This is a genomic window from Amycolatopsis rhizosphaerae, assembly GCF_007713715.1.
GTDB classification, from domain to species: Bacteria; Actinomycetota; Actinomycetes; order Mycobacteriales; family Pseudonocardiaceae; genus Amycolatopsis_E; species Amycolatopsis_E rhizosphaerae.
The window spans coordinates 1-17,334 of record NZ_VJWX01000097.1 but is presented as its reverse complement, the minus strand read 5'-3'; the positions used below and the strand labels follow the sequence as shown (position 1 = coordinate 17,334).

Sequence of the window (17,334 nt, the reverse complement as noted above, 5' to 3'; positions counted from 1 at the left end):
CCTCGAAACCGCCGCCCTGCGGGCGAAACGGCGCCGGGTGGTGGCCAAGCTGGAACCGCGGGCCTGCCGCGCGCTCGGCGAGAAGTTCCCCGCGGTGTTCGACGAGTACGCACGCGAGCATCCGAAAAGGACGGACACCCGCGCCAGGGAGGACGCACGCGCGTTCGTGGCCTGGGCCCGGAAGCAAGGCCATCTCCGCCGCCGGCTGCCTTGGCGGTAATTCGACGACCAGGGGCAGAACTGCCACTCGTCGCGCCGGGCGAGCGTGCACACACTGGGGACGTGTTCCGGAAACTGCTGCCCGCACTCCGCGAATTCCTGGCCACCCAGGCCGAACTCGCCGAACGACAGGACCTGCTGAACCGGCCGTGGGAGGAGGAGTTCCTCCACTGGGCCCACGACGGTGAACGCTGGCACCTGCACGGCCACCTCGCCCCGCCCGCGGGGCGGCCCCGGCGGAGCACCACCCGGAACGGCTGGTGTCCGGGCCTCGCCGCTCAGCGGCAAAGACAGCCGTGACTCTTCACGCCGAGGTGCCCAGCCAGCGCCGTGAAGGGACCCTTCACGGTCGTATCGGCTGTGAAGGGACCCTTCACGGCCCGGCTCGCGCTACTCCTGCGGGGTGCGGTACTGGGCGATGTAGCGTTCAAGCGCCAGCCGGTCCTCCTCGGCGTGGGCCTGCCTCCGGATCTTCTTGCCGGTCCCAGCGGGGTAACCGTGCTTCTTGAGCCGGTTCTCCGCGGCCTCCTCCATGTAGACGAACGAGTAGAAGTAGCCGACCAGCGCGGCCATCAGGACCAGGGCCAGGCGCAGCAGGAGCGGTCCGGGCAGCAGCAGCCAGACCGCCATCAGCGGGCCGACGAGGACGGTGCTGCGGGCCGCGTGGCGCCAGACCCAGAAGCGCGAGGTCGTGTCGTGCAGCACCCATTCCCGGTACCGCTCGGGCAGCCTGCCCCCCAGGGCGTACCAGATCCACTGCAGGGGATTCGGCCGTCGTCGTAGGCTCATGTCAGCAGACTAATAGTTAGTGCACTAACTAATCCAGTGGAGGCACCGGTGACCACGGTCGATCTCGGCGAAGATCCGCTCGCGCTGGACCGGCAGGTGTGCTTCGCCCTGTCCGTGGCCTCGCGCAGCGTCATCGCGATCTACCGGCCCCTGCTCAAACCCCACGGCCTGACGCATCCGCAGTACCTCGTCCTGCTGGCGCTGTGGGAGCGGGCGCCGCGCACGGTGAAGGACCTGTGCCAGGCACTGCGGGCCGAGCCCGCCACGCTCTCTCCCCTGCTCAAACGGCTGGAGAGCCTCGGCTACGTCACGAGGACCCGCAACCGGGCCGACGAGCGCGCGTTGAGCGTGGATCTCACCGCCACCGGTCGCGAGTTGCGCAAGGAGGCCGAGAAGATCCCGTACCAGGTCGTGGCGAAGCTGGGCATGGACGTGGCCGAACTCGAAGCGCTGCACAAGGCGCTGGGCCGCGTGATCGCGGCGACGGACCGGGCACTGGGCACGGACGGCCCCGGAAGCGCTTCCTGATTCCCAGGGAATCTCAAGATCGTCCGCCTAGGGTCGGGTTCATGAGCGCGACCCTCGACGGGGCGGCCGCGGCGCCGCCCACCCGCCGCAGCCGGGTACCGGCCGTCCTCGGCATGGCGGGGCTGGCCGCACTCGCCGCGGGGGCGGCCCTGATCCTGCTGCTGCAGTTCCTGCCGCCGACGAGCAGGCTCAGCGCGATCCGGCTGACCATCAGCGAGTACGGGCTGACCGCCAACAAGGCGTACTTCGACGTGGCGGTGATCCTGGTGGCCCTCGGCTCGGCACTGCTCTTCGTGGTCCATCTGCTGCACGGGACACTGCGCGCGCTGTCGGCGGCCACTCTGCTCGCCACCGTGTGGACGGTGAGCCTGCTGGTGATCGTCGCGTTCCCGAAGACGAACTGGGCGGTGGGCCCGAGCGCCGGTGGCACGGTGCACCGCATCGCGAGCGTGGCCGGCTTCCTCTGCCTCCCGGTGGCGATCCTCGCCGCCACCGGGAGGGTCTTCCCCCGGGCCCGCGCGTGGCGCCGGACGGCCCGCCTGCTCGGTGCCGCCTCCCTCGCCTGGTTCGGCGTGATCATCGGCGCGGCGGTGCTGATCCCGGCCTCGGCGGGCCCCTGGTGGGCGGTCCTCCCGCTCGGCCTGGTGGAACGGCTGCTGGCCGTCACCGAACTGCTCGCGGTCGCCACGCTGGCGGTACCGCTACTACGCTCACAGGCGTGACATGAGCCACATCGCGCCACAGCGCCGGTCGTTGGCGGTAGCTTTCTAAGCGCTCGCTTAGGAGCGCTCGACTCTGTGCAACTCAATGCCGAGGAGGAACAGCACTGTGACCGAATCCCACTCCCGGGTCGCGATCGTGACCGGCGCCGGCCGGGGCATCGGTGCCGCCGTCGCCCGCAAACTGGCCGCGGACGGTTTCGCGGTGGGGCTGCTCGACCTGGACGAAGCCGGCGTCACCAAGGGCGCCGAGGCGATCGTCGCCGAGGGCGGCAAGGCGATCGGGGTCGGACTGGACGTCAGCAAGACCGATCAGGTCGACTCCGCCGTCGCCAAGGTCGCCGAGAAGCTCGGCCCGCCGACCGTGCTGGTCAACAACGCCGGGATCACCCGCGACAACCTGATCTTCAAGATGACCGACGAGGACTGGGACTCGGTCCTCAACGTGCACCTGCGGGGCTCCTTCCTGATGACCCGCGCGGTGCAGCAGCACATGACCGCCCAGAAGTGGGGCCGGATCGTCAACCTGTCCAGTACCTCCGCGCTGGGCAACCGGGGTCAGGTCAACTACTCCGCGGCCAAGGCAGGCATGCAGGGCTTCACCAAGACCCTGGCCATCGAGCTCGGCAGGTTCGGCGTCACCGCCAACGCCATCGCCCCGGGCTTCATCGAGACCGACATGACCGCGGCCACCGCCGAGCGCCTCGGCGTGCCGTTCGAGGACTTCAAGAAGGCCGCCGCCGCGCAGATCCCGGTGAACCGCGTCGGCAAGCCGGAGGACATCGCCAACACGGTGTCGTTCCTGGTGAGCGAGGGCGCCGGGTTCGTGTCCGGCCAGGTCATCTACGTCGCCGGCGGACCGAAGGACTGAGATGCGCGTCTTCAACGGGCTGGAGGAGTTCGCCGGGGCCGTCGGCGAACACCTCGGGTACAGCGAGTGGTACACGGTCACGCAGGAACAGGTCAACACCTTCGCCGACGCCACCGACGACCACCAGTGGATCCACGTCGACGTGGAAAAGGCCAAGCAGGGCCCGTTCGGCGCGCCGATCGCGCACGGGTTCCTCACCCTGTCGCTGATCCCGGCGCTGGCCGCCCGCACCTACCGGGTCGAGAACCTCGCCATGGGCATCAACTACGGGCTCAACAAGGTGCGGTTCCCGTCCCCGGTGAAGGTGGGCTCGCGGATCCGGGGCGGCGGGGAGCTGCTGGAGCTGACCGACGTGCCGGGCGGCAAGCAGGCGGTCACCCGCTGGACGATCGAAATCGAAGGCGAGACGAAGCCGGCGTGCATCGCCGAGTTCGTCACCCGCATGCTGGGCTGACCCGGTGAGGGACCGGCGGCCCGCTGCCGCTACCGTGGAACATACCGACTGGTCGGTACTGAGATGAGGAGGCCTCCGTGAGCCATCAAGACCCGCCGGGCCTGGATCTGGCCCGGCTGCGCGCACACCTGGACGAGCAGGCCCCCGGCCTGGTCAAGGGCCCCCTCACTGGCGAGGTGGTGGAGGGCGGCCGGTCCAATCTCACCTACATCGTCAGCGACGGCACCGCGCGGTGGGTGGTCCGCCGCCCGCCGCTGGGGCACGTCCTGCCCACCGCGCACGACATGGTCCGGGAGCACCGCGTGATCAAGGCCCTGCACGGGACGAACGTTCCCGTGCCCGGCACGATCACGCTCTGCCAGGACACCGAGGTGATCGGCGCACCGTTCTACGTGATGGAGTTCGTCACCGGCACCCCGTACCGCAGCGAGGCCGAGCTGACCGCGCTCGGCCCGGAGCGGACCAGGGCCATCGCCGACGCGCTCGTCGACACCCTCGTCGACCTGCACGCGGTGGACCCGGCGGCGGTCGGGCTGGCCGATTTCGGCCGCCCCGAAGGATTCCTGGAACGGCAGGTGCGCCGCTGGAAGAAGCAGCTGGACTCCTCCCGGAGCCGGGACATCGCGGGGATCGACCTCCTGCACGAGGGGCTGACCCGGGCGCTGCCCGAGTCCGGCCCCGCCGCGATCGTGCACGGCGACTACCGGCTCGACAACGTGCTGGTCGACGCGAACGACCGCATCACCGCGGTGCTCGACTGGGAGATGTCGACGCTGGGCGACCCGCTCACCGACCTGGCGCTGATGGTCGCCTACGCCGAGCGGAGCCGGATCAGCCTCGACGTGGTGTCCAACGTCAGCTCCGCGCCCGGGTATCCCAGCACGGACGAGGTGGTGGCCCGCTACGCCGCGCGCTCGGGCCGGGACGTCTCCGCCCTGAACTGGTACGTGGCCTTCGCCTTCTTCAAGCTCGCGGTGATCCTGGAAGGCATCTACTACCGCTTCACCCAGGGCAAGACGGTCGGCGCCGGCTTCGAACAGATCGGGGCCGCGGTCGAACCGCTGGTGCAGCTCGGCAACGAAACCCTGAAAGACCTGGCACCGTAAGGAATCCCCCTACGGCAGTCCGCAGCCCACGAGACAATGGAGTTGAGGATGGACTTCGCCTTCGACGCCAAGACAGAGGAGCTTCGCGCGAAGCTCCTGGAATTCATGGACGAGCACGTCTACCCCGCGGAAGCGGTGTTCGAGGAGCAGCTCGCCGAGCGTGAGAACGAGTGGGCCCCGCCGCCGGTGGTGGAGCAGCTCAAGGCCGAAGCGCGCAAGCGCGGGCTGTGGAACTTCTTCCTGCCCGGGGAGCACGGCGCGGGCCTGACGAACCTGCAGTACGCGCCGCTGGCGGAGATCACCGGCCGCAGCCCGCACCTGGCACCGATCGCGCTGAACTGCGCCGCGCCGGACACGGGCAACATGGAGGTGCTAACCGAGTTCGGCACCGAGCAGCAGCGCAAGCAGTGGCTGCAGCCGCTGCTGGACGGGGAGATCCGCTCGGCGTTCGCGATGACCGAGCCGGACGTGGCCTCTTCCGACGCGAGCAACATCTGCACCAGCATCAAGCGCGACGGCGACTCCTACGTCATCAACGGGCGCAAGTGGTTCATCACCGGCGCGATGGACCCGAACTGCAAGATCTTCATCGTGATGGGCAAGACGGATCCGGACGCCGAGTCGCACCGGCAGCAGAGCCAGATCCTGGTCCCGCGCGACACCCCCGGCCTGACCGTCAAGCGCGGCATGACCGTCTTCGGCTACACCGACGGCTGGCACGGCGGGCACGCCGAGGTCATCTTCGACAACGTGCGCGTCCCGGCGGAAAACCTGCTCGTCGAGGAGGGCGCCGGGTTCGCCATCGCCCAGGCCCGGCTCGGCCCGGGCCGCATCCACCACTGCATGCGCCTGATCGGCATGGCCGAGCGCGGCCTGGAACTGCTGTGCCGCCGCGCGCTGAACCGGACCGCCTTCGGCAAGCCGATCGCCGAGCAGGGCGTGGTGCAGGACTGGATCGCCGAATCCCGGGTCAAGCTCGAACAGCTGCGGCTGCTGGTGCTCAAGACCGCCTGGCTGATGGACACCGTCGGCAACCGCGGCGCGCACACCGAGATCCAGGCCATCAAGATCGCCACTCCGTCCACTGTGGAATGGATTCTCGACAAGGCCATCCAGGCGCACGGCGCCGGGGGGATCAGCCAGGACTTCCCGCTCGCCGAGCTGTGGGTGGCGGCCCGGACGCTGCGCTTCGCCGACGGCCCGGACGAGGTGCACAAGCGCTCGATGGCCCGCCGTGAACTGAAGAAGTATAAGGAGGCCCGATGAAGGACACTGGCGAAGCCCCCTTCATCGGGGCCGACCGGGTGCGGGTGTCCCGCATAAACAAGGAGGCCCGATGACGGCGACCACCGGCATGGCCGACGAGCTGCGGGGAAAGGTGCGCGAGTTCCTCGCCGCGCACGACCCCGCGACCACGGACCGGCTGGAGTTCCTGCGCGCCCGGTTCGACGCGGGGCTGGCCTGGGTGCACTACCCGGCGGGCCTCGGCGGGCTGGACGCTCCCCGGGAACTGCAGCCCGTGGTGGACGCCGAGTTCGAGAAGGCGGGCGCCCCCGACAACAACCCGCGCCGGATCGGCATCGGGCTGGGCATGGCGGCCCCGACCATCCTGCGGTTCGGCACCGAGGAGCAGAAGAAGCGCTATCTCCGTCCACTGTGGACCGGCGAGGAGGTGTGGTGCCAGCTGTTCAGCGAGCCGGGTGCCGGTTCCGACCTGGCGGCGCTGGGCACCCGCGCGGTGCGTGACGGCGACGACTGGATCGTCAACGGGCAGAAGGTGTGGACCTCGGTCGCGCACATCGCCCGCTTCGCCATCCTGGTCACCCGCACCGATCCGGACGTGCCCAAGCACCAGGGCATGACCTACTTCGTGTGCGACATGACCGACCCGGGTGTGGACGTGCGCCCGCTGCGCCAGCTCACCGGTGAGGCCGAGTTCAACGAGGTCTTCCTGTCCGGGGTGCGGATCCCCGACGCCAACCGGCTCGGCGCGGTCGGCGAGGGCTGGAAGGTCGCCCAGACCACGCTCATGAACGAGCGGGTCGCCATCGGCGGCCACGCCATGCCGCGCGAGGGCGGGTTGATCGGGATGGTGGCGAAGACCTGGCGCGAGCGTCCGGAGTTGCGCACCCCCGACCTGCACGACCGGCTGGTCCGCCACTGGGCGGAGGCGGAGGCCATGCGGCTGGCCGCGACGCGCCTGCGCCAGCAGATGGCGGCCGGGCAGCCCGGCCCCGAGGGCTCGGCGATGAAGCTGGCGTTCGCCCGGCTTCAGCAGGCGCTGACCGGGCTCGAGGTCGAACTGGGCGGTGAGGACGGCCTGTGCTACGACGACTGGACGATGCGCAGGCCGGAGAAGGTGGACATGATCGGCCGCGAGGCCGGCTACCGCTACCTGCGGGCCAAGGGCAACTCGATCGAGGGCGGCACTTCCGAGGTGCTGCGCAACATCATCTCCGAGCGCGTGCTCGGCCTGCCCTCCGAACCCCGCGTCGACAAGGACGTTGCCTGGAAGGACCTGCCGCGGTGACCGATCTGCTGTACTCAGAGGTCGAGGAGGACCTCCGCGCCAGTGTGCGCGATCTGTTCGCCGATCAGGCTTCCCCGGCCGCGGTTCTGGCCCGCACCGAAAGCGGCGAGCCCTACGACCTGAAGCTGTGGCGCACCCTCGCCGCGGAACTGGGTCTGGCCGGCCTGCTCGTCCCCGAGGAACTCGGCGGCCAGGGCGCTTCGGCGCGCGAAGTGGCCGTCGTGCTGGAGGAGATCGGCCGCGCGGTGGTGCCGGTGCCGTTCCTGGGCAGCGCGGTGCTCGCCACGTCGGCGCTGCTGGCCTGCGACACGGGTGGGTCCACTGTGGCCGATCTGCTGCGCCGGCTCGCCTCGGGTGAGGCGATCGGTGCCCTCGCGGTGCCGCTGACCACCTGGCCGGGCGCGGAGTTCCCGTCGTCCGTGCGGGCCGAAGACGGCTCACTCACCGGCACGGTCACCGTCGTCGCGGACGCCACCGCGGCCGACGTGCTGATCGTCCCGGCGACCGGTCCGGAGGGCCCGGGGCTCTACGCCGTGGACGCCTCGGCCGTCACCGTCACCGAGGTGACGCCGCTGGACCTGACCCGCAGGCTCGGCGAGGTCACCCTCGACGGCGCGCCGGGGCGGCTGCTGGCAGGCCCGGACCGTGCCGCGGCCGCGCTGGAGCGGGCGCTGACGGCCGGTGCCGGGCTGCTGGCCTCCGAACAGCTCGGGGTGGCGCAATGGTGCCTCGACGAGACGGTGGCCTACGTCAAGCAGCGCTACCAGTTCGGCCGCCCGGTCGGGTCGTTCCAGGCGCTCAAGCACCGGCTGGCCGACCTGTACCTGGAGCTGGTCTCGGCCAGGGCGACGGCACGCTACGCCGCCGACACCCTGGCCACCGGTGACGAGGACGTCCCGGTCGCGGTCGCGGTGGCCCAGTCCACCTGCGCGGGGATCGCGGTGCACGCGGCCGAGGAGGCGATCCAGCTGCACGGCGGGATCGGCATGACCTGGGAACACCCGGCGCACCTGTACCTCAAGCGCGCCAAGAGCGACGAGCTCGCCCTGGGCACGCCGGGAAGGCACCGCGCCGCCCTGGCCACCCTGGTCGACCTGCCCGCCTGATCCGGCACGCACACCGGCCCCTGACCCCCACCGGGTCAGGGGCCGGTGTCGTCGCGGTGTCCCCCAGGGTTGAGCACGTCCCGGGCGAACCCGGAAATCGATCACCTCTCGCCGGGTGGCCGGGTACACTCGGCCCCCGATTCCGGGGGGAGAAAAACCGTGACCGCCATTCCTGCCGTCGACTCGTCCAACACCGATCAGTTCCGCTCCTGGGACGGCGCCGGTGGAGCATTCTGGGCCGAGCGCGCCGAACGCTTCGACCAGGGCATCGCCGGCTACCACGGTGAGCTGGTGAAGGCAGCCGGGCTCCGGCGGGATTCGGTGGTGCTGGACATCGGATGCGGCAGTGGCCAGGTCACTCGCGACGCGGCGCGCATCGCGAGCGAAGGTTCGGCGCTGGGCGTCGACCTGTCGTCGCCGCTGCTGGAGCTCGCGCGCACACTGGCCGCGAAGGACCAGCTGGCCAACGCGACGTTCGTCCAAGCGGATGCGCAGGTCCACGACTTCGGTGAGTCGCGCTTCGACGTCGCCGTCAGCCGGCACGGCACGATGTTCTTCGGCGACCACCAGGCGGCGTTCGCCAACATCGCGCGCGCGCTGAAGCCGGGCGGCCGGTTCGTGCAGCTGACTTGGCAGGCGCTCGACCGCAATGAGGGCATCCGCACGTTCCGCACCATCGCCTCCGGCGGTCGTGAACTGCCACCGCCACCACCCGGGGCTCCCTCACCGTTCTCGCTGAGCGACCCCGGCCGGGTGCGCCGGTTGCTGGGCGGAGCGGGCTTCACCGACGTCTCGATGACCGGCCTGACCGTCCCGATGTACTACGGCCGTGATGTCGATGACGCCTTCGACTTCGTCGCCCACCAGTTCGCCTCGGCCTTCGGGCAACTCGACGGCGAATCCCGCGCCCGCGCCCTCGACACCCTCAAGGCCGACCTCGCCGCCCACCTCACCGACCGGGGTGTGCTGTACAGCGCGGCACACTGGCTCATCCACGCCCGGCGCGCCTGAGGGAGACAAGGCAGAAGATGAACTCCACCAGGTACGACGGAGACACCTGGGATCTGGCCTCCAGCGTCGGCGCGACCGCCACCGCGGCCGCGGCGGCCCGGGCGATAGCGACCCGGGCGGATCGTCCGCTCATCGACGACCCGTTCGCCGAACCGCTCGTCCGGGCGGTCGGCGTCGACCTCCTCACCCGGCTGGCGACCGGCGAAGTGCCCCCCGACGGCTTGGTCGAGCAGATCTGGATCGACTTGGCCAAGGTGCGCACCAAGTTCTACGACGAGTTCTTCCTCGATGCGACGAACGCGGGCATCACACAGGTCGTGATCCTGGCCTCGGGGCTGGATTCCCGCGCGTACCGGCTGCACTGGCCGGCCGGGACCGTGGTGTACGAGGTCGACCAGCCGCAGGTCGTCGAATTCAAGACCCGCACACTGGCCGGGTTGGGCGCCGCGCCCACCGCCGACCGGAGAGTGGCCGCGGTCGATCTGCGCGACGATTGGCCCGCCGCACTGCGCGCCGCCGGATTCGACCCGGCCCGGCCGACCGCGTGGAGCGCCGAAGGCCTGCTGGGCTACCTGCCGCCCGACGCGCAGGACCGCCTGCTGGACACCATCACCGAACTCAGCGCGCCGGGAAGCCGGGTGGCCACCGAAAGCAGGCCCAACCCGCAACCGGGCGACGAGGACAAGACGAAGGAAGGCCTGGACCGCATCTCCGAACGCTGGCGTGCGCGCGGTTTCGATCCCGGCATGGCGAGGCTGCGCTATTTCGGTGAGCGCAACGAAGCGGCTCCCTACCTGATCGACCGCGGCTGGGCTCTGAACGGAACCAGCATCCGGGACCTGTTCGCCGCCAACGACCTTCCGCCCCTGAAGGACGACGACATGCGCATGGGCGCCATGCTCTACGTCAGCGGCACCCTCGACAAGACCACGAAGTAGCAGCCCCCCGGCCGAGTGGCCACAAGGTGCCGCATCGTCGTTACCCTCAAAGCGATCGAACAGGGCGCGCTGGACCGCATAGGGTGGACCGGTGACGTCGATCAAGAAGTTCCAGGTCACCTTCGACTGCGCGGAACCTGAGCGCCTCGCTCGTTTCTGGTGCGAGGTGTTGGGGTATGTCGTACCGCCGCCGCCGGAAGGGTTTGCCACTTGGGACGATTACAAGCGCTCGCAGCCGCCTGAGCAGCGGGATTCGTGGTTCGCCTGTATCGATCCCTCCGGCGTGGGCCCGCGACTGTACTTCCAGCGCGTCCCCGAAGGCAAGGCCGCCAAAAACCGGCTGCATCTTGACGTGCGGGTCGGCACCGGGCTCGTGGGCGAAGAGCGCCTCGCCGCACTGGAGGCCGAATGCGCACGACTGGTCCCGCTCGGCGCGGTACATGTGCAAACGCTGTATGCGGGTGACGGTAATGAGTCGTGCATCCCGATGCTGGACATCGAGGGCAACGAGTTCTGCATCGACTGAGGGCAGCGACGGGCGAGGCGGCGTCACCGCGGCCGGTAGGCGGCGAGGAAGACGCGGACTCCGGCCTCGGCGGAGCGGTTGAGTTCCGCCTCCGGGAAGGGTTCCGGTAGCCCGTAGAACAACGCCTTGTCCAGCAACCGGCCCAGGATCAGGAACGCGAAGTGCTCGGCGGCGACCGGCGGTTCGTCGACTTTCAGCAGACCTCGCCCGGCCAGGTGCTCGAAGCAGTCCGCCAGCCCGCGCAGCGTCCGCTCCGGGGCCCTCTCGTAGTAGGCGCGGGTCAGCGCGGGCAGCCGCCCGGCCTCGCTGATGATCAGCCGCCGGAGCTGGACGACCCGCGGCTGCAGCACCGCCGCGACATAGCTGCGGGCCAGTTCGCCCAGGTCCTTCTCCACGTCCTCGGTCTCGGTGAGCGCGCGGATCTCGGTCGCGAACGGCTCGGCGACCGCGGTGAGCGTGCCGAGGATCATGGCGCTGAACAGCCGTTCCTTGTCCGCGAAGTGCTTGTAGACCGTCTGCTTGGAGACGGCGGCCGCGGAGGCGATCTCGTCCATGCTTGTGCCCTGATAGCCCTTGTCCAGGAAGAGCGCCGTGGCCGCCTCGACGATCGCCTGGCGTTTGCGGCCCGACCGGCTCGTGTCCTCGGGCACCGAGGCCTCCTTCGTGGTAGTACTGGACGGTCCAGTACTGGCGATAGTACTGTCCAGGCCCGGACCAACTGGAGGGACCATGCGCACGGTGACTTCCCGCGACGGCACGGCCATCGCGTATTCCACGTCGGGCACCGGGCCGGCGGTGATCCTGGTCGACGGAGCGCTGTGCCACCGGGCGTTCGGCCCGAGCGGGCCACTGGCAGAACAGCTGAAAACCGCCTTCACCGTGTACACCTACGACCGCCGGGGCCGGGGCGAAAGCGGCAATACGCCGCCGTACGCCGTCGAGCGCGAGGTCGAAGACCTCGAAGCCCTGGTCGAGGAGGCCGGTGGCGGGGTTTCGGTGTACGGGACCTCCTCCGGTGCGGGTCTCGCACTCGAGGCGGCAGCCCGCATCCCGGGCATCGCCAGGCTGGCCGTGTACGAACCGCCGTTCATCGTGGACGACAGCCGCCCGCCAGTGCCCGCCGACCACGCCGCCCGGATCGAAGCGGCGGTCGCCGCGGGACGCCGGGGTGAGGCGGTCAAGCTCTTCATGAGGCAGGTCGGGGCGCCCGCCGTCATGGTCGCGGTGATGTCGGTGTTTCCGGTGTGGTCGAAGCTGAAGGCCGTCGCGCACACCCTCCCGTACGACCTCACGATCATGGCCGGAGGGCAGCGAGGTCACGCGCTGCCGGCCGAGAAGTTCGCCTCGATCAAGGCACCGGCGCTGGCCGCCGTCGGTGGAGAGAGTCCACAGTGGATGCAGAACTCGGTGCGAGCCGTCGCGGCGGCCCTTCCCGATGCCCGGCTTCGTGTCCTGCCGGGCCAGAACCACATGGTGAAACCACGGCCGCTCGCACCGGTCCTGACCGAGTTCTTCCGGGAGAAATCATGAAATTCCGTGCCGAGCTCAGACTGAACGGCAAGACCGCGACGGGGATCCCCGTGCCCGAGGAGGTCGTGGCCTCCCTCGGTTCCCGGCGCCCGGCCGTTCGCGTCACCATCAACGGGCACAGCTACCGCAGCACGGTCGCGCCGATGGACGGCGAGTTCATGCTGCCGGTCAGCGCCGAACATCGCGCGGGCGCCGGTATCGCCGCGGGAGACCAGGTCGAGGTCGAGCTGGAACTCGACTCCGAACCGCGCGAGGTGACCGTGCCGCCCGACTTCGCGCAGGCCCTCGACGGGGACGACACGGCCAGGGAATTCTTCGGCAGCTTGTCCTACAGCCAGAAACGGGCCTACACGCTCTGGGTCGAAGACGCGAAGAAGGCCGAGACTCGGCAGCGGCGGATCGCGCAGGCCATCGGGATGCTGCGGGAGGGCCGCCGCCGCTGACCAGCGCGCTCGCCTGGGCCGGGAGGCCGGTTTCGTTGCCGCGGCCACCGGAATCGGGTTTGCTGGACGGCATGGCCGAAGTCGAGACCCAGGGGTCGGGTCAGGTGGAGCGGATCGCGGACCGGGCACTGTTCCGGGTGGTCTACACCGAGCGAGCCAAGGACCGGGCGGGTGCGGTAACCACGCTCACGAAGCGGATCGGCCCGGTGGAATCCCTCCTCGCCGGGGACGGCGTCCAGGTACGCGACCGGCGGTTGTCCGTGCACGACACCTGGGACGTCAAGCGGCGGTCCGGGGCTCAGGCGGACCAGTCCTATCTGATCCGGATCACCGACCTCGCCGTGCTCGACGATCTGGTCGCCGGCCTCGTACGCACCGAGCCCGCGAGCCTCGCCGGCCCGTCCTGGGAACTGGCCGACCGAGACGACGCGATGCGCCAGGCGCAGCGGGAAGCGGTCGCGGAGGCGAGGCGGCGGGCCGAGGGCTATGCGAACGCGCTGGGACGCGGGCTCGGCCCCTTGCTGCGTCTCCGGGACGGCTTGGCGACCGGGCAACCGGCCCCGTTCGGGGCGAACAGGATGCCTGCGCCCGCGGGCGGCGCGCCCCGGCCGGACATCGCCGAGTTGTCTCTCGAACCGCAATGGGTCACCGTGGCCGCCACCTGCACGACGACCTGGGAGCTCCCGGACTAGTACTGCGACGAAGTCGCTCAGAGCCATTCGTTGATTGCAGCGATGCGGATGGTGGCTTCGTAGCGCACGGCGAGTTTGTCGTAGCGGGTGGCCATGGCGCGGTGGTCCCTGGCAGCACCGGGACGAACTGCGGGCTGTCACGCCCCCACCAACTCGCACGGCCAGCGGCACTGGCGGAAGTAGCCCAGGACCGGCATCGCCAGCCGGAAACAGGTCAGCGCCCTCGAACCCTGCGCAGTAGCACCGATACGGCGGCGAATCGGCTCAGGCGGCGGTGGTGAGGGGTTCGGGTTGGCTGCGGTAGGTGCGACCGGCCGGAGTGGTGATCTCCAGCGTCCCGGTGCCGGTCATCCGGTGCTGCCAGCCGGGTTCGTCCTTCAACCGGTGGTCGCGGCGGCATAGTCCGCAGAGGTTGGTGCTGTGGGTGTTGCCGCCCTGGGCCCAGGGTTCGACGTGGTCGAGGTCGCAGGCCTGGACCGGTCTGTGGCACCCGGGTACTCGGCATTCCCTGTCTCGTACCTGGACCAACTCCTTGGTGGCGGCGGACGGCCGGTAGCGGTGGCGTCCGACGTCGATGGGGGTGCCGGTCATGGGGTCGGTGATGACCCGCCGGATCGTGGCATTCGCGGCGATCTCCCGCGCCAGTTGGGCGGGGATGGGTCCGTGTCCGGCGAGTTCGGCGGGTTCGTTACGCAGCCCGGTCCAGGTCAGGAAATCCAGGTACACGAACACTTCCGCCCGCGGCGCCTCCACCTCGCCAGCAACACCCAGACACAAATCCGAGAACACATCCGCCCGCAACTCGTCCAGCGTGCGCTCCTCGCCCCTGCCCCGCAGCCGCCGGGCGACACGATCCACCCGGGTGTAGATGGTCGCGGCGATCTCCGCCGGGAGATAGGCGTACAGGGTGGCCATGCCCTCGTTTTCATGGCACAGCTGGACACTGCGGGACCGCTTACGCTCCTGACACCGCCGCGCGTGCCCGTCGGGATCGACGCGGGCGACGGTCCTGTTCACCAGCCGCCGCACCGACGTCGCATCCCGAGTCGTGATCTTTTCCGCCACCCGGGCATCCACCTCCCTCGCCTGCTCGTCGGTCAGAACCGCGGTCTGGTCAGCCACCTTCGACGCCCGATACGGATCCAGCGCACCGCGTTTCATCGCCTCGAACGTCGAAGGCAACCGCCGCGCCAGATCCCGGGCCAGCGACACCTGTCCCTCCGCCTGACGCGCACCATAATGCAATTCCAGGGCGACCTCCTTCGCCACCGAATCCGAATCCCCCAACTCCGCGATCACGGCCAGCTTCATCGCCTGGTAAGCATTGGAATATGCCTCGGCCGCGGCCAGCAGCGAGATCTTGTCATCCCGGTCGAGATCGGCGATGCGCTCGTACAGTTCCGGATCAGGCCCGGAAAACCCCCAGTTCTCGGTCACCCCACAATTATATCGACCACAAATCGCCAATAGCATCACCCAATGAGGTTTTCTCAGTATCGTCCGATTCGCCTGGGGCGTAGCATGATCCGGTTGAGGGTTTTCCAGCGGGTGATGAGCATCACGGCGGCGCGTTCGCCAAGGCAGCGTAGCCGGGTGAGAAAGCGTGTTGTGGCAACGGTTGTCGACGGCGAGGACGTTGCCGTCGGCCGGGTTCTTCAATGGGGTGCGTATGCCAATCCCCACTCCCTGGTAGGGATTGGGCCGGACATCGGATACCCACAGCGGGAATCCCACGGTGCTGGCGAGGTATTGAACGTTGCCACCGAAGGCATGGCGTTTGCCGGAGTACTACAGGTGGACGGTCTGCCCTCGATGCTGGTGGTGGTCTCGGCAACCCGATCGGCCGGGATGAGCATGCCGTCCAGAATCACGCGACTGCCCCCGCGGGCGAGTCGTTGCTGGAGCACCTCGGAAAGATCCGGCGCTTGCGCTGCCAGCACATCGATGCAGGTACCGATAGCACGTGAGAAAACCTCCACGAGTCGACCTCGCAGATTTTCCCGGGTAGCACCATTTTCCAAGCGTGTAATTACGAGTGCGGATTGACGATGTTTCCGGTCAGGAGTACGAATCCGCATTCTTCGAGGCCGCACAGGACCCCTCGGCGCCGCGGAGGCGGTTGCCGTCGGCAAGCCACCCGGGCCGGACTGGCCCGGCTCAGGGGCGGAGGGCGTCGAGAAGCAGATCGGCGTAGTGCTCCCCCACCTGCCGGGCGGAAAGACGGCCGCTGCTGCGGTACCAGGAACCCAGGTGGTGCACCGAGCCGAAGAAGAAGTCCACCACGATGTCGGCGGGCTTGTCCGTGCGGAACTGCCCTTCCCGCTGCCCCTCCTCGATCAGCGAGCGGAACCGTTCGTGGTAGCGGCGCCGCTCGGAACGCACCGCGTTCTGCTTGTCCGGGCTGAGCTGGTGCATCGACTGCAGGAAGATCGTCGTGTCGTCGAGGTTCTCGATCGTGCTGGTGACCACGTCGGTCGCGGCCTGCCGCAGCCGCTCGCGCACCGGCGCCTCGGTCGCGGCCACCTTCTCCAGTTGCTCGGTCTGCAGGCGCAGCACCCGCCCGTAGATCTCCGACAGCAGGTCGTCCTTGGAGCCGAAGTAGTGGTACATCGCACCCTTGGTCACCCCGGCGGCCGACACGATCTCCTGCACCGAGGTCCGGTCGAAGCCCCGCTGGGCGAACAGTTTCGTGGCCGCCGACAGCAGGCGGCGGGGCACGGAATCCTCGGACGGGTCACGGACCATCGGCCCAGCATAAGCGAGCCCGGCGCTGCTCACGCGCACAGGCAGCGCACACAGGCCTCGGCGAACAGGCGGACCGCGGGGCGCTCGTCGACGGCGCGCCACACGACGGCGAGCCGGCTCGGTGGCAGGCCCTCGACCGGACGGCACACCACGTCGTCCCGGCGGTTGATCTCGGCGTCCCCGGCCGCGATGAGCGTGACGCCGAGTCCTGCGGCGACCCCTTCCATCGCCTCCTCGGCCGTTACGGCCTCCGCGGCGATCCGGGGCGGGCAGTCGCGCTGCCCGGTGGCGAGCCAGAAGTCCCGCGTCGGCCCGGCCGAGGCGGGCAGCGCGAGGAACGGCTCAGCCTCCAGCTCCCGGAACGGCACCACCTCCCGCTCCGCGAGCCGGTGCCCGCCCGGCAGCGCCACCCAGCGGTCCTCGGTGCTGACCACCTTCCACGCGTAGGTGCCGTCCGCGGGCACGGGCAGCCAGGCGATCGCCACGTCCGTCTCGCCGCGGGCGAGGCCGGCCGTCGGGTCGTGCCAGGGCACCTGCCGGAACACCAGCCGCCAGCCCGGCAGTGCCTCACGCATCCGGGTGGTGATGGCCGGGATCAGCCCGCGGCCGATCCTGGTCTGGAAACCCACGGTGAGCGTGGTCCTGCCGGTGGCGGCCAGCGCCGCGATCTCCGCCTCGGCACCGCACCAGCTCCGCACCATCTGCCGGGCACGGGGAAGCAGCACCGCTCCCGCCTCGGTGAGCGCGACGGTGCGCCGGTCCCGGTCGAGCAGGCGCGCCCCCAGTGCCGCCTCCAGGCGCCGGATCTGCTTGCTCAGCGCGGGCTGGGACACGAACAGGGCCTCGGCGGCCCTGGTGAAACTCAGTTCGTCCGCGACCGCCACGAAGTACCGCAGGTCCTGGACCCGGATGTCCATAACCAAAGGTTATAACAACAGGTCTTGGACGGCGGCCCCGCACCGCCCCGAAGATCGCCCACATGGAACTCGGAGTCTTCGGACTGAACGCCAAGGCCCCGCTCGCGCCCGGCCACACCGCCCGGCTGGCGCGGCGCGCCGAAGAGCTGGGCTACGACTCGTGGTGGGCGGGTGAGCACGTGGTGCTGCCCAGCCCCCGCACCCCGGGCG

21 protein-coding genes are annotated in these 17,334 nt (G+C 69.8%); 16 read left to right on the top strand and 5 right to left on the bottom strand.

Annotated features, from left to right (window positions below):
* A partial coding sequence (locus tag FNH05_RS38005) for an SCO6045 C-terminal-like domain-containing protein (protein WP_483964224.1) occupies positions 1 to 220 on the top strand: 220 nt, incomplete at its 5' end.
* Positions 221 to 282: 62 nt separating this feature from the next.
* Positions 283 to 519, top strand: a complete 237-nt coding sequence (locus tag FNH05_RS12600; RefSeq protein WP_144587689.1) for a hypothetical protein — start codon at positions 283 to 285, stop codon at positions 517 to 519.
* 90 nt (positions 520 to 609) lie between these two features.
* On the opposite strand, the gene FNH05_RS12595 is transcribed toward FNH05_RS12600, so the two are convergent.
* On the bottom strand, positions 610 to 1,008 hold the full coding sequence (locus tag FNH05_RS12595; RefSeq protein ID WP_144587687.1) for a DUF5313 family protein: 399 nt from the start codon (positions 1,006 to 1,008) through the stop codon (positions 610 to 612).
* A 48-nt stretch (positions 1,009 to 1,056) separates the two neighbouring features.
* On the opposite strand from FNH05_RS12595, the gene FNH05_RS12590 reads away from it, so the two are divergent.
* The 11 genes from FNH05_RS12590 (at position 1,057) to FNH05_RS12540 (ending at position 10,797) form a co-directional block, all read left to right on the top strand.
* Entirely contained in the window at positions 1,057 to 1,536 is a 480-nt protein-coding gene (locus FNH05_RS12590; protein WP_144587685.1) for a MarR family winged helix-turn-helix transcriptional regulator, read from the top strand.
* 41 nt (positions 1,537 to 1,577) lie between these two features.
* The gene (locus FNH05_RS12585; RefSeq protein WP_144587683.1) at positions 1,578 to 2,258 is read left to right on the top strand and encodes a DUF998 domain-containing protein; all 681 of its coding nucleotides are present in this window, start codon (positions 1,578 to 1,580) and stop codon (positions 2,256 to 2,258) included.
* A 106-nt stretch (positions 2,259 to 2,364) separates the two neighbouring features.
* Positions 2,365 to 3,126, top strand: a complete 762-nt coding sequence (fabG, locus tag FNH05_RS12580) for a 3-oxoacyl-ACP reductase FabG (RefSeq protein WP_144587681.1) — start codon at positions 2,365 to 2,367, stop codon at positions 3,124 to 3,126.
* 1 nt (position 3,127) lies between these two features.
* Entirely contained in the window at positions 3,128 to 3,580 is a 453-nt protein-coding gene (locus tag FNH05_RS12575) for a MaoC family dehydratase (RefSeq protein ID WP_144587679.1), read from the top strand.
* Between the two features lie 77 nt (positions 3,581 to 3,657).
* Complete coding sequence (locus FNH05_RS12570; protein ID WP_144587677.1) at positions 3,658 to 4,686, top strand: phosphotransferase family protein; 1,029 nt, start codon at positions 3,658 to 3,660, stop codon at positions 4,684 to 4,686.
* 48 nt (positions 4,687 to 4,734) lie between these two features.
* Complete coding sequence (locus tag FNH05_RS12565) at positions 4,735 to 5,952, top strand: acyl-CoA dehydrogenase family protein (RefSeq protein ID WP_144587675.1); 1,218 nt, start codon at positions 4,735 to 4,737, stop codon at positions 5,950 to 5,952.
* A gap of 70 nt (positions 5,953 to 6,022) precedes the next feature.
* Positions 6,023 to 7,216 (top strand): acyl-CoA dehydrogenase family protein, encoded by a 1,194-nt coding sequence (locus tag FNH05_RS12560; protein WP_144587673.1) that lies wholly within the window; start codon positions 6,023 to 6,025, stop codon positions 7,214 to 7,216.
* Complete coding sequence (locus FNH05_RS12555; protein ID WP_144587671.1) at positions 7,213 to 8,322, top strand: acyl-CoA dehydrogenase family protein; 1,110 nt, start codon at positions 7,213 to 7,215, stop codon at positions 8,320 to 8,322. Before FNH05_RS12560 ends, FNH05_RS12555 begins: the two co-directional genes overlap by 4 nt.
* A 159-nt stretch (positions 8,323 to 8,481) precedes the next feature.
* Positions 8,482 to 9,333, top strand: coding sequence for a class I SAM-dependent methyltransferase (locus FNH05_RS12550; RefSeq protein ID WP_144587669.1), 852 nt, complete (start codon positions 8,482 to 8,484; stop codon positions 9,331 to 9,333).
* A 17-nt stretch (positions 9,334 to 9,350) separates the two neighbouring features.
* A complete protein-coding gene (locus FNH05_RS12545; RefSeq protein WP_144587667.1) occupies positions 9,351 to 10,271 on the top strand; it encodes a class I SAM-dependent methyltransferase in 921 nt (306 codons plus the stop codon).
* A 91-nt stretch (positions 10,272 to 10,362) separates the two neighbouring features.
* The gene (locus FNH05_RS12540; RefSeq protein ID WP_144587665.1) at positions 10,363 to 10,797 is read left to right on the top strand and encodes a VOC family protein; all 435 of its coding nucleotides are present in this window, start codon (positions 10,363 to 10,365) and stop codon (positions 10,795 to 10,797) included.
* Positions 10,798 to 10,820: 23 nt separating this feature from the next.
* Here FNH05_RS12540 and FNH05_RS12535 read toward each other — a convergent pair whose 3' ends face one another.
* Positions 10,821 to 11,447, bottom strand: coding sequence for a TetR/AcrR family transcriptional regulator (locus tag FNH05_RS12535; protein WP_222426589.1), 627 nt, complete (start codon positions 11,445 to 11,447; stop codon positions 10,821 to 10,823).
* Positions 11,448 to 11,526: 79 nt separating this feature from the next.
* Here FNH05_RS12535 and FNH05_RS12530 point away from each other — a divergent pair, with 79 nt between their 5' ends.
* The 3 genes from FNH05_RS12530 to FNH05_RS12520 all read left to right on the top strand — a co-directional run bounded on the left by FNH05_RS12530 (position 11,527) and on the right by FNH05_RS12520 (position 13,462).
* On the top strand, positions 11,527 to 12,327 hold the full coding sequence (locus FNH05_RS12530; RefSeq protein ID WP_144587661.1) for an alpha/beta fold hydrolase: 801 nt from the start codon (positions 11,527 to 11,529) through the stop codon (positions 12,325 to 12,327).
* Positions 12,324 to 12,770, top strand: a complete 447-nt coding sequence (locus FNH05_RS12525) for a YdeI/OmpD-associated family protein (protein ID WP_144587659.1) — start codon at positions 12,324 to 12,326, stop codon at positions 12,768 to 12,770. The genes FNH05_RS12530 and FNH05_RS12525 overlap by 4 nt, the downstream gene beginning before the upstream one ends.
* Positions 12,771 to 12,841: 71 nt before the next feature.
* Positions 12,842 to 13,462 (top strand): SIMPL domain-containing protein, encoded by a 621-nt coding sequence (locus FNH05_RS12520; RefSeq protein ID WP_144587657.1) that lies wholly within the window; start codon positions 12,842 to 12,844, stop codon positions 13,460 to 13,462.
* A 264-nt stretch (positions 13,463 to 13,726) separates the two neighbouring features.
* Here FNH05_RS12520 and FNH05_RS12510 read toward each other — a convergent pair whose 3' ends face one another.
* From FNH05_RS12510 to FNH05_RS12500, 3 genes are all read right to left on the bottom strand, one after another.
* A complete protein-coding gene (locus tag FNH05_RS12510; protein ID WP_281287610.1) occupies positions 13,727 to 14,899 on the bottom strand; it encodes an HNH endonuclease signature motif containing protein in 1,173 nt (390 codons plus the stop codon).
* A gap of 720 nt (positions 14,900 to 15,619) precedes the next feature.
* Entirely contained in the window at positions 15,620 to 16,207 is a 588-nt protein-coding gene (locus FNH05_RS12505) for a TetR/AcrR family transcriptional regulator (RefSeq protein ID WP_144587655.1), read from the bottom strand.
* A gap of 29 nt (positions 16,208 to 16,236) precedes the next feature.
* Positions 16,237 to 17,124 carry a LysR family transcriptional regulator gene (locus tag FNH05_RS12500; protein WP_144587653.1) on the bottom strand — a complete coding sequence of 296 codons (888 nt, stop codon included), beginning with the start codon at positions 17,122 to 17,124 and terminating at the stop codon, positions 16,237 to 16,239.
* Positions 17,125 to 17,334: the final 210 nt, after the last annotated feature.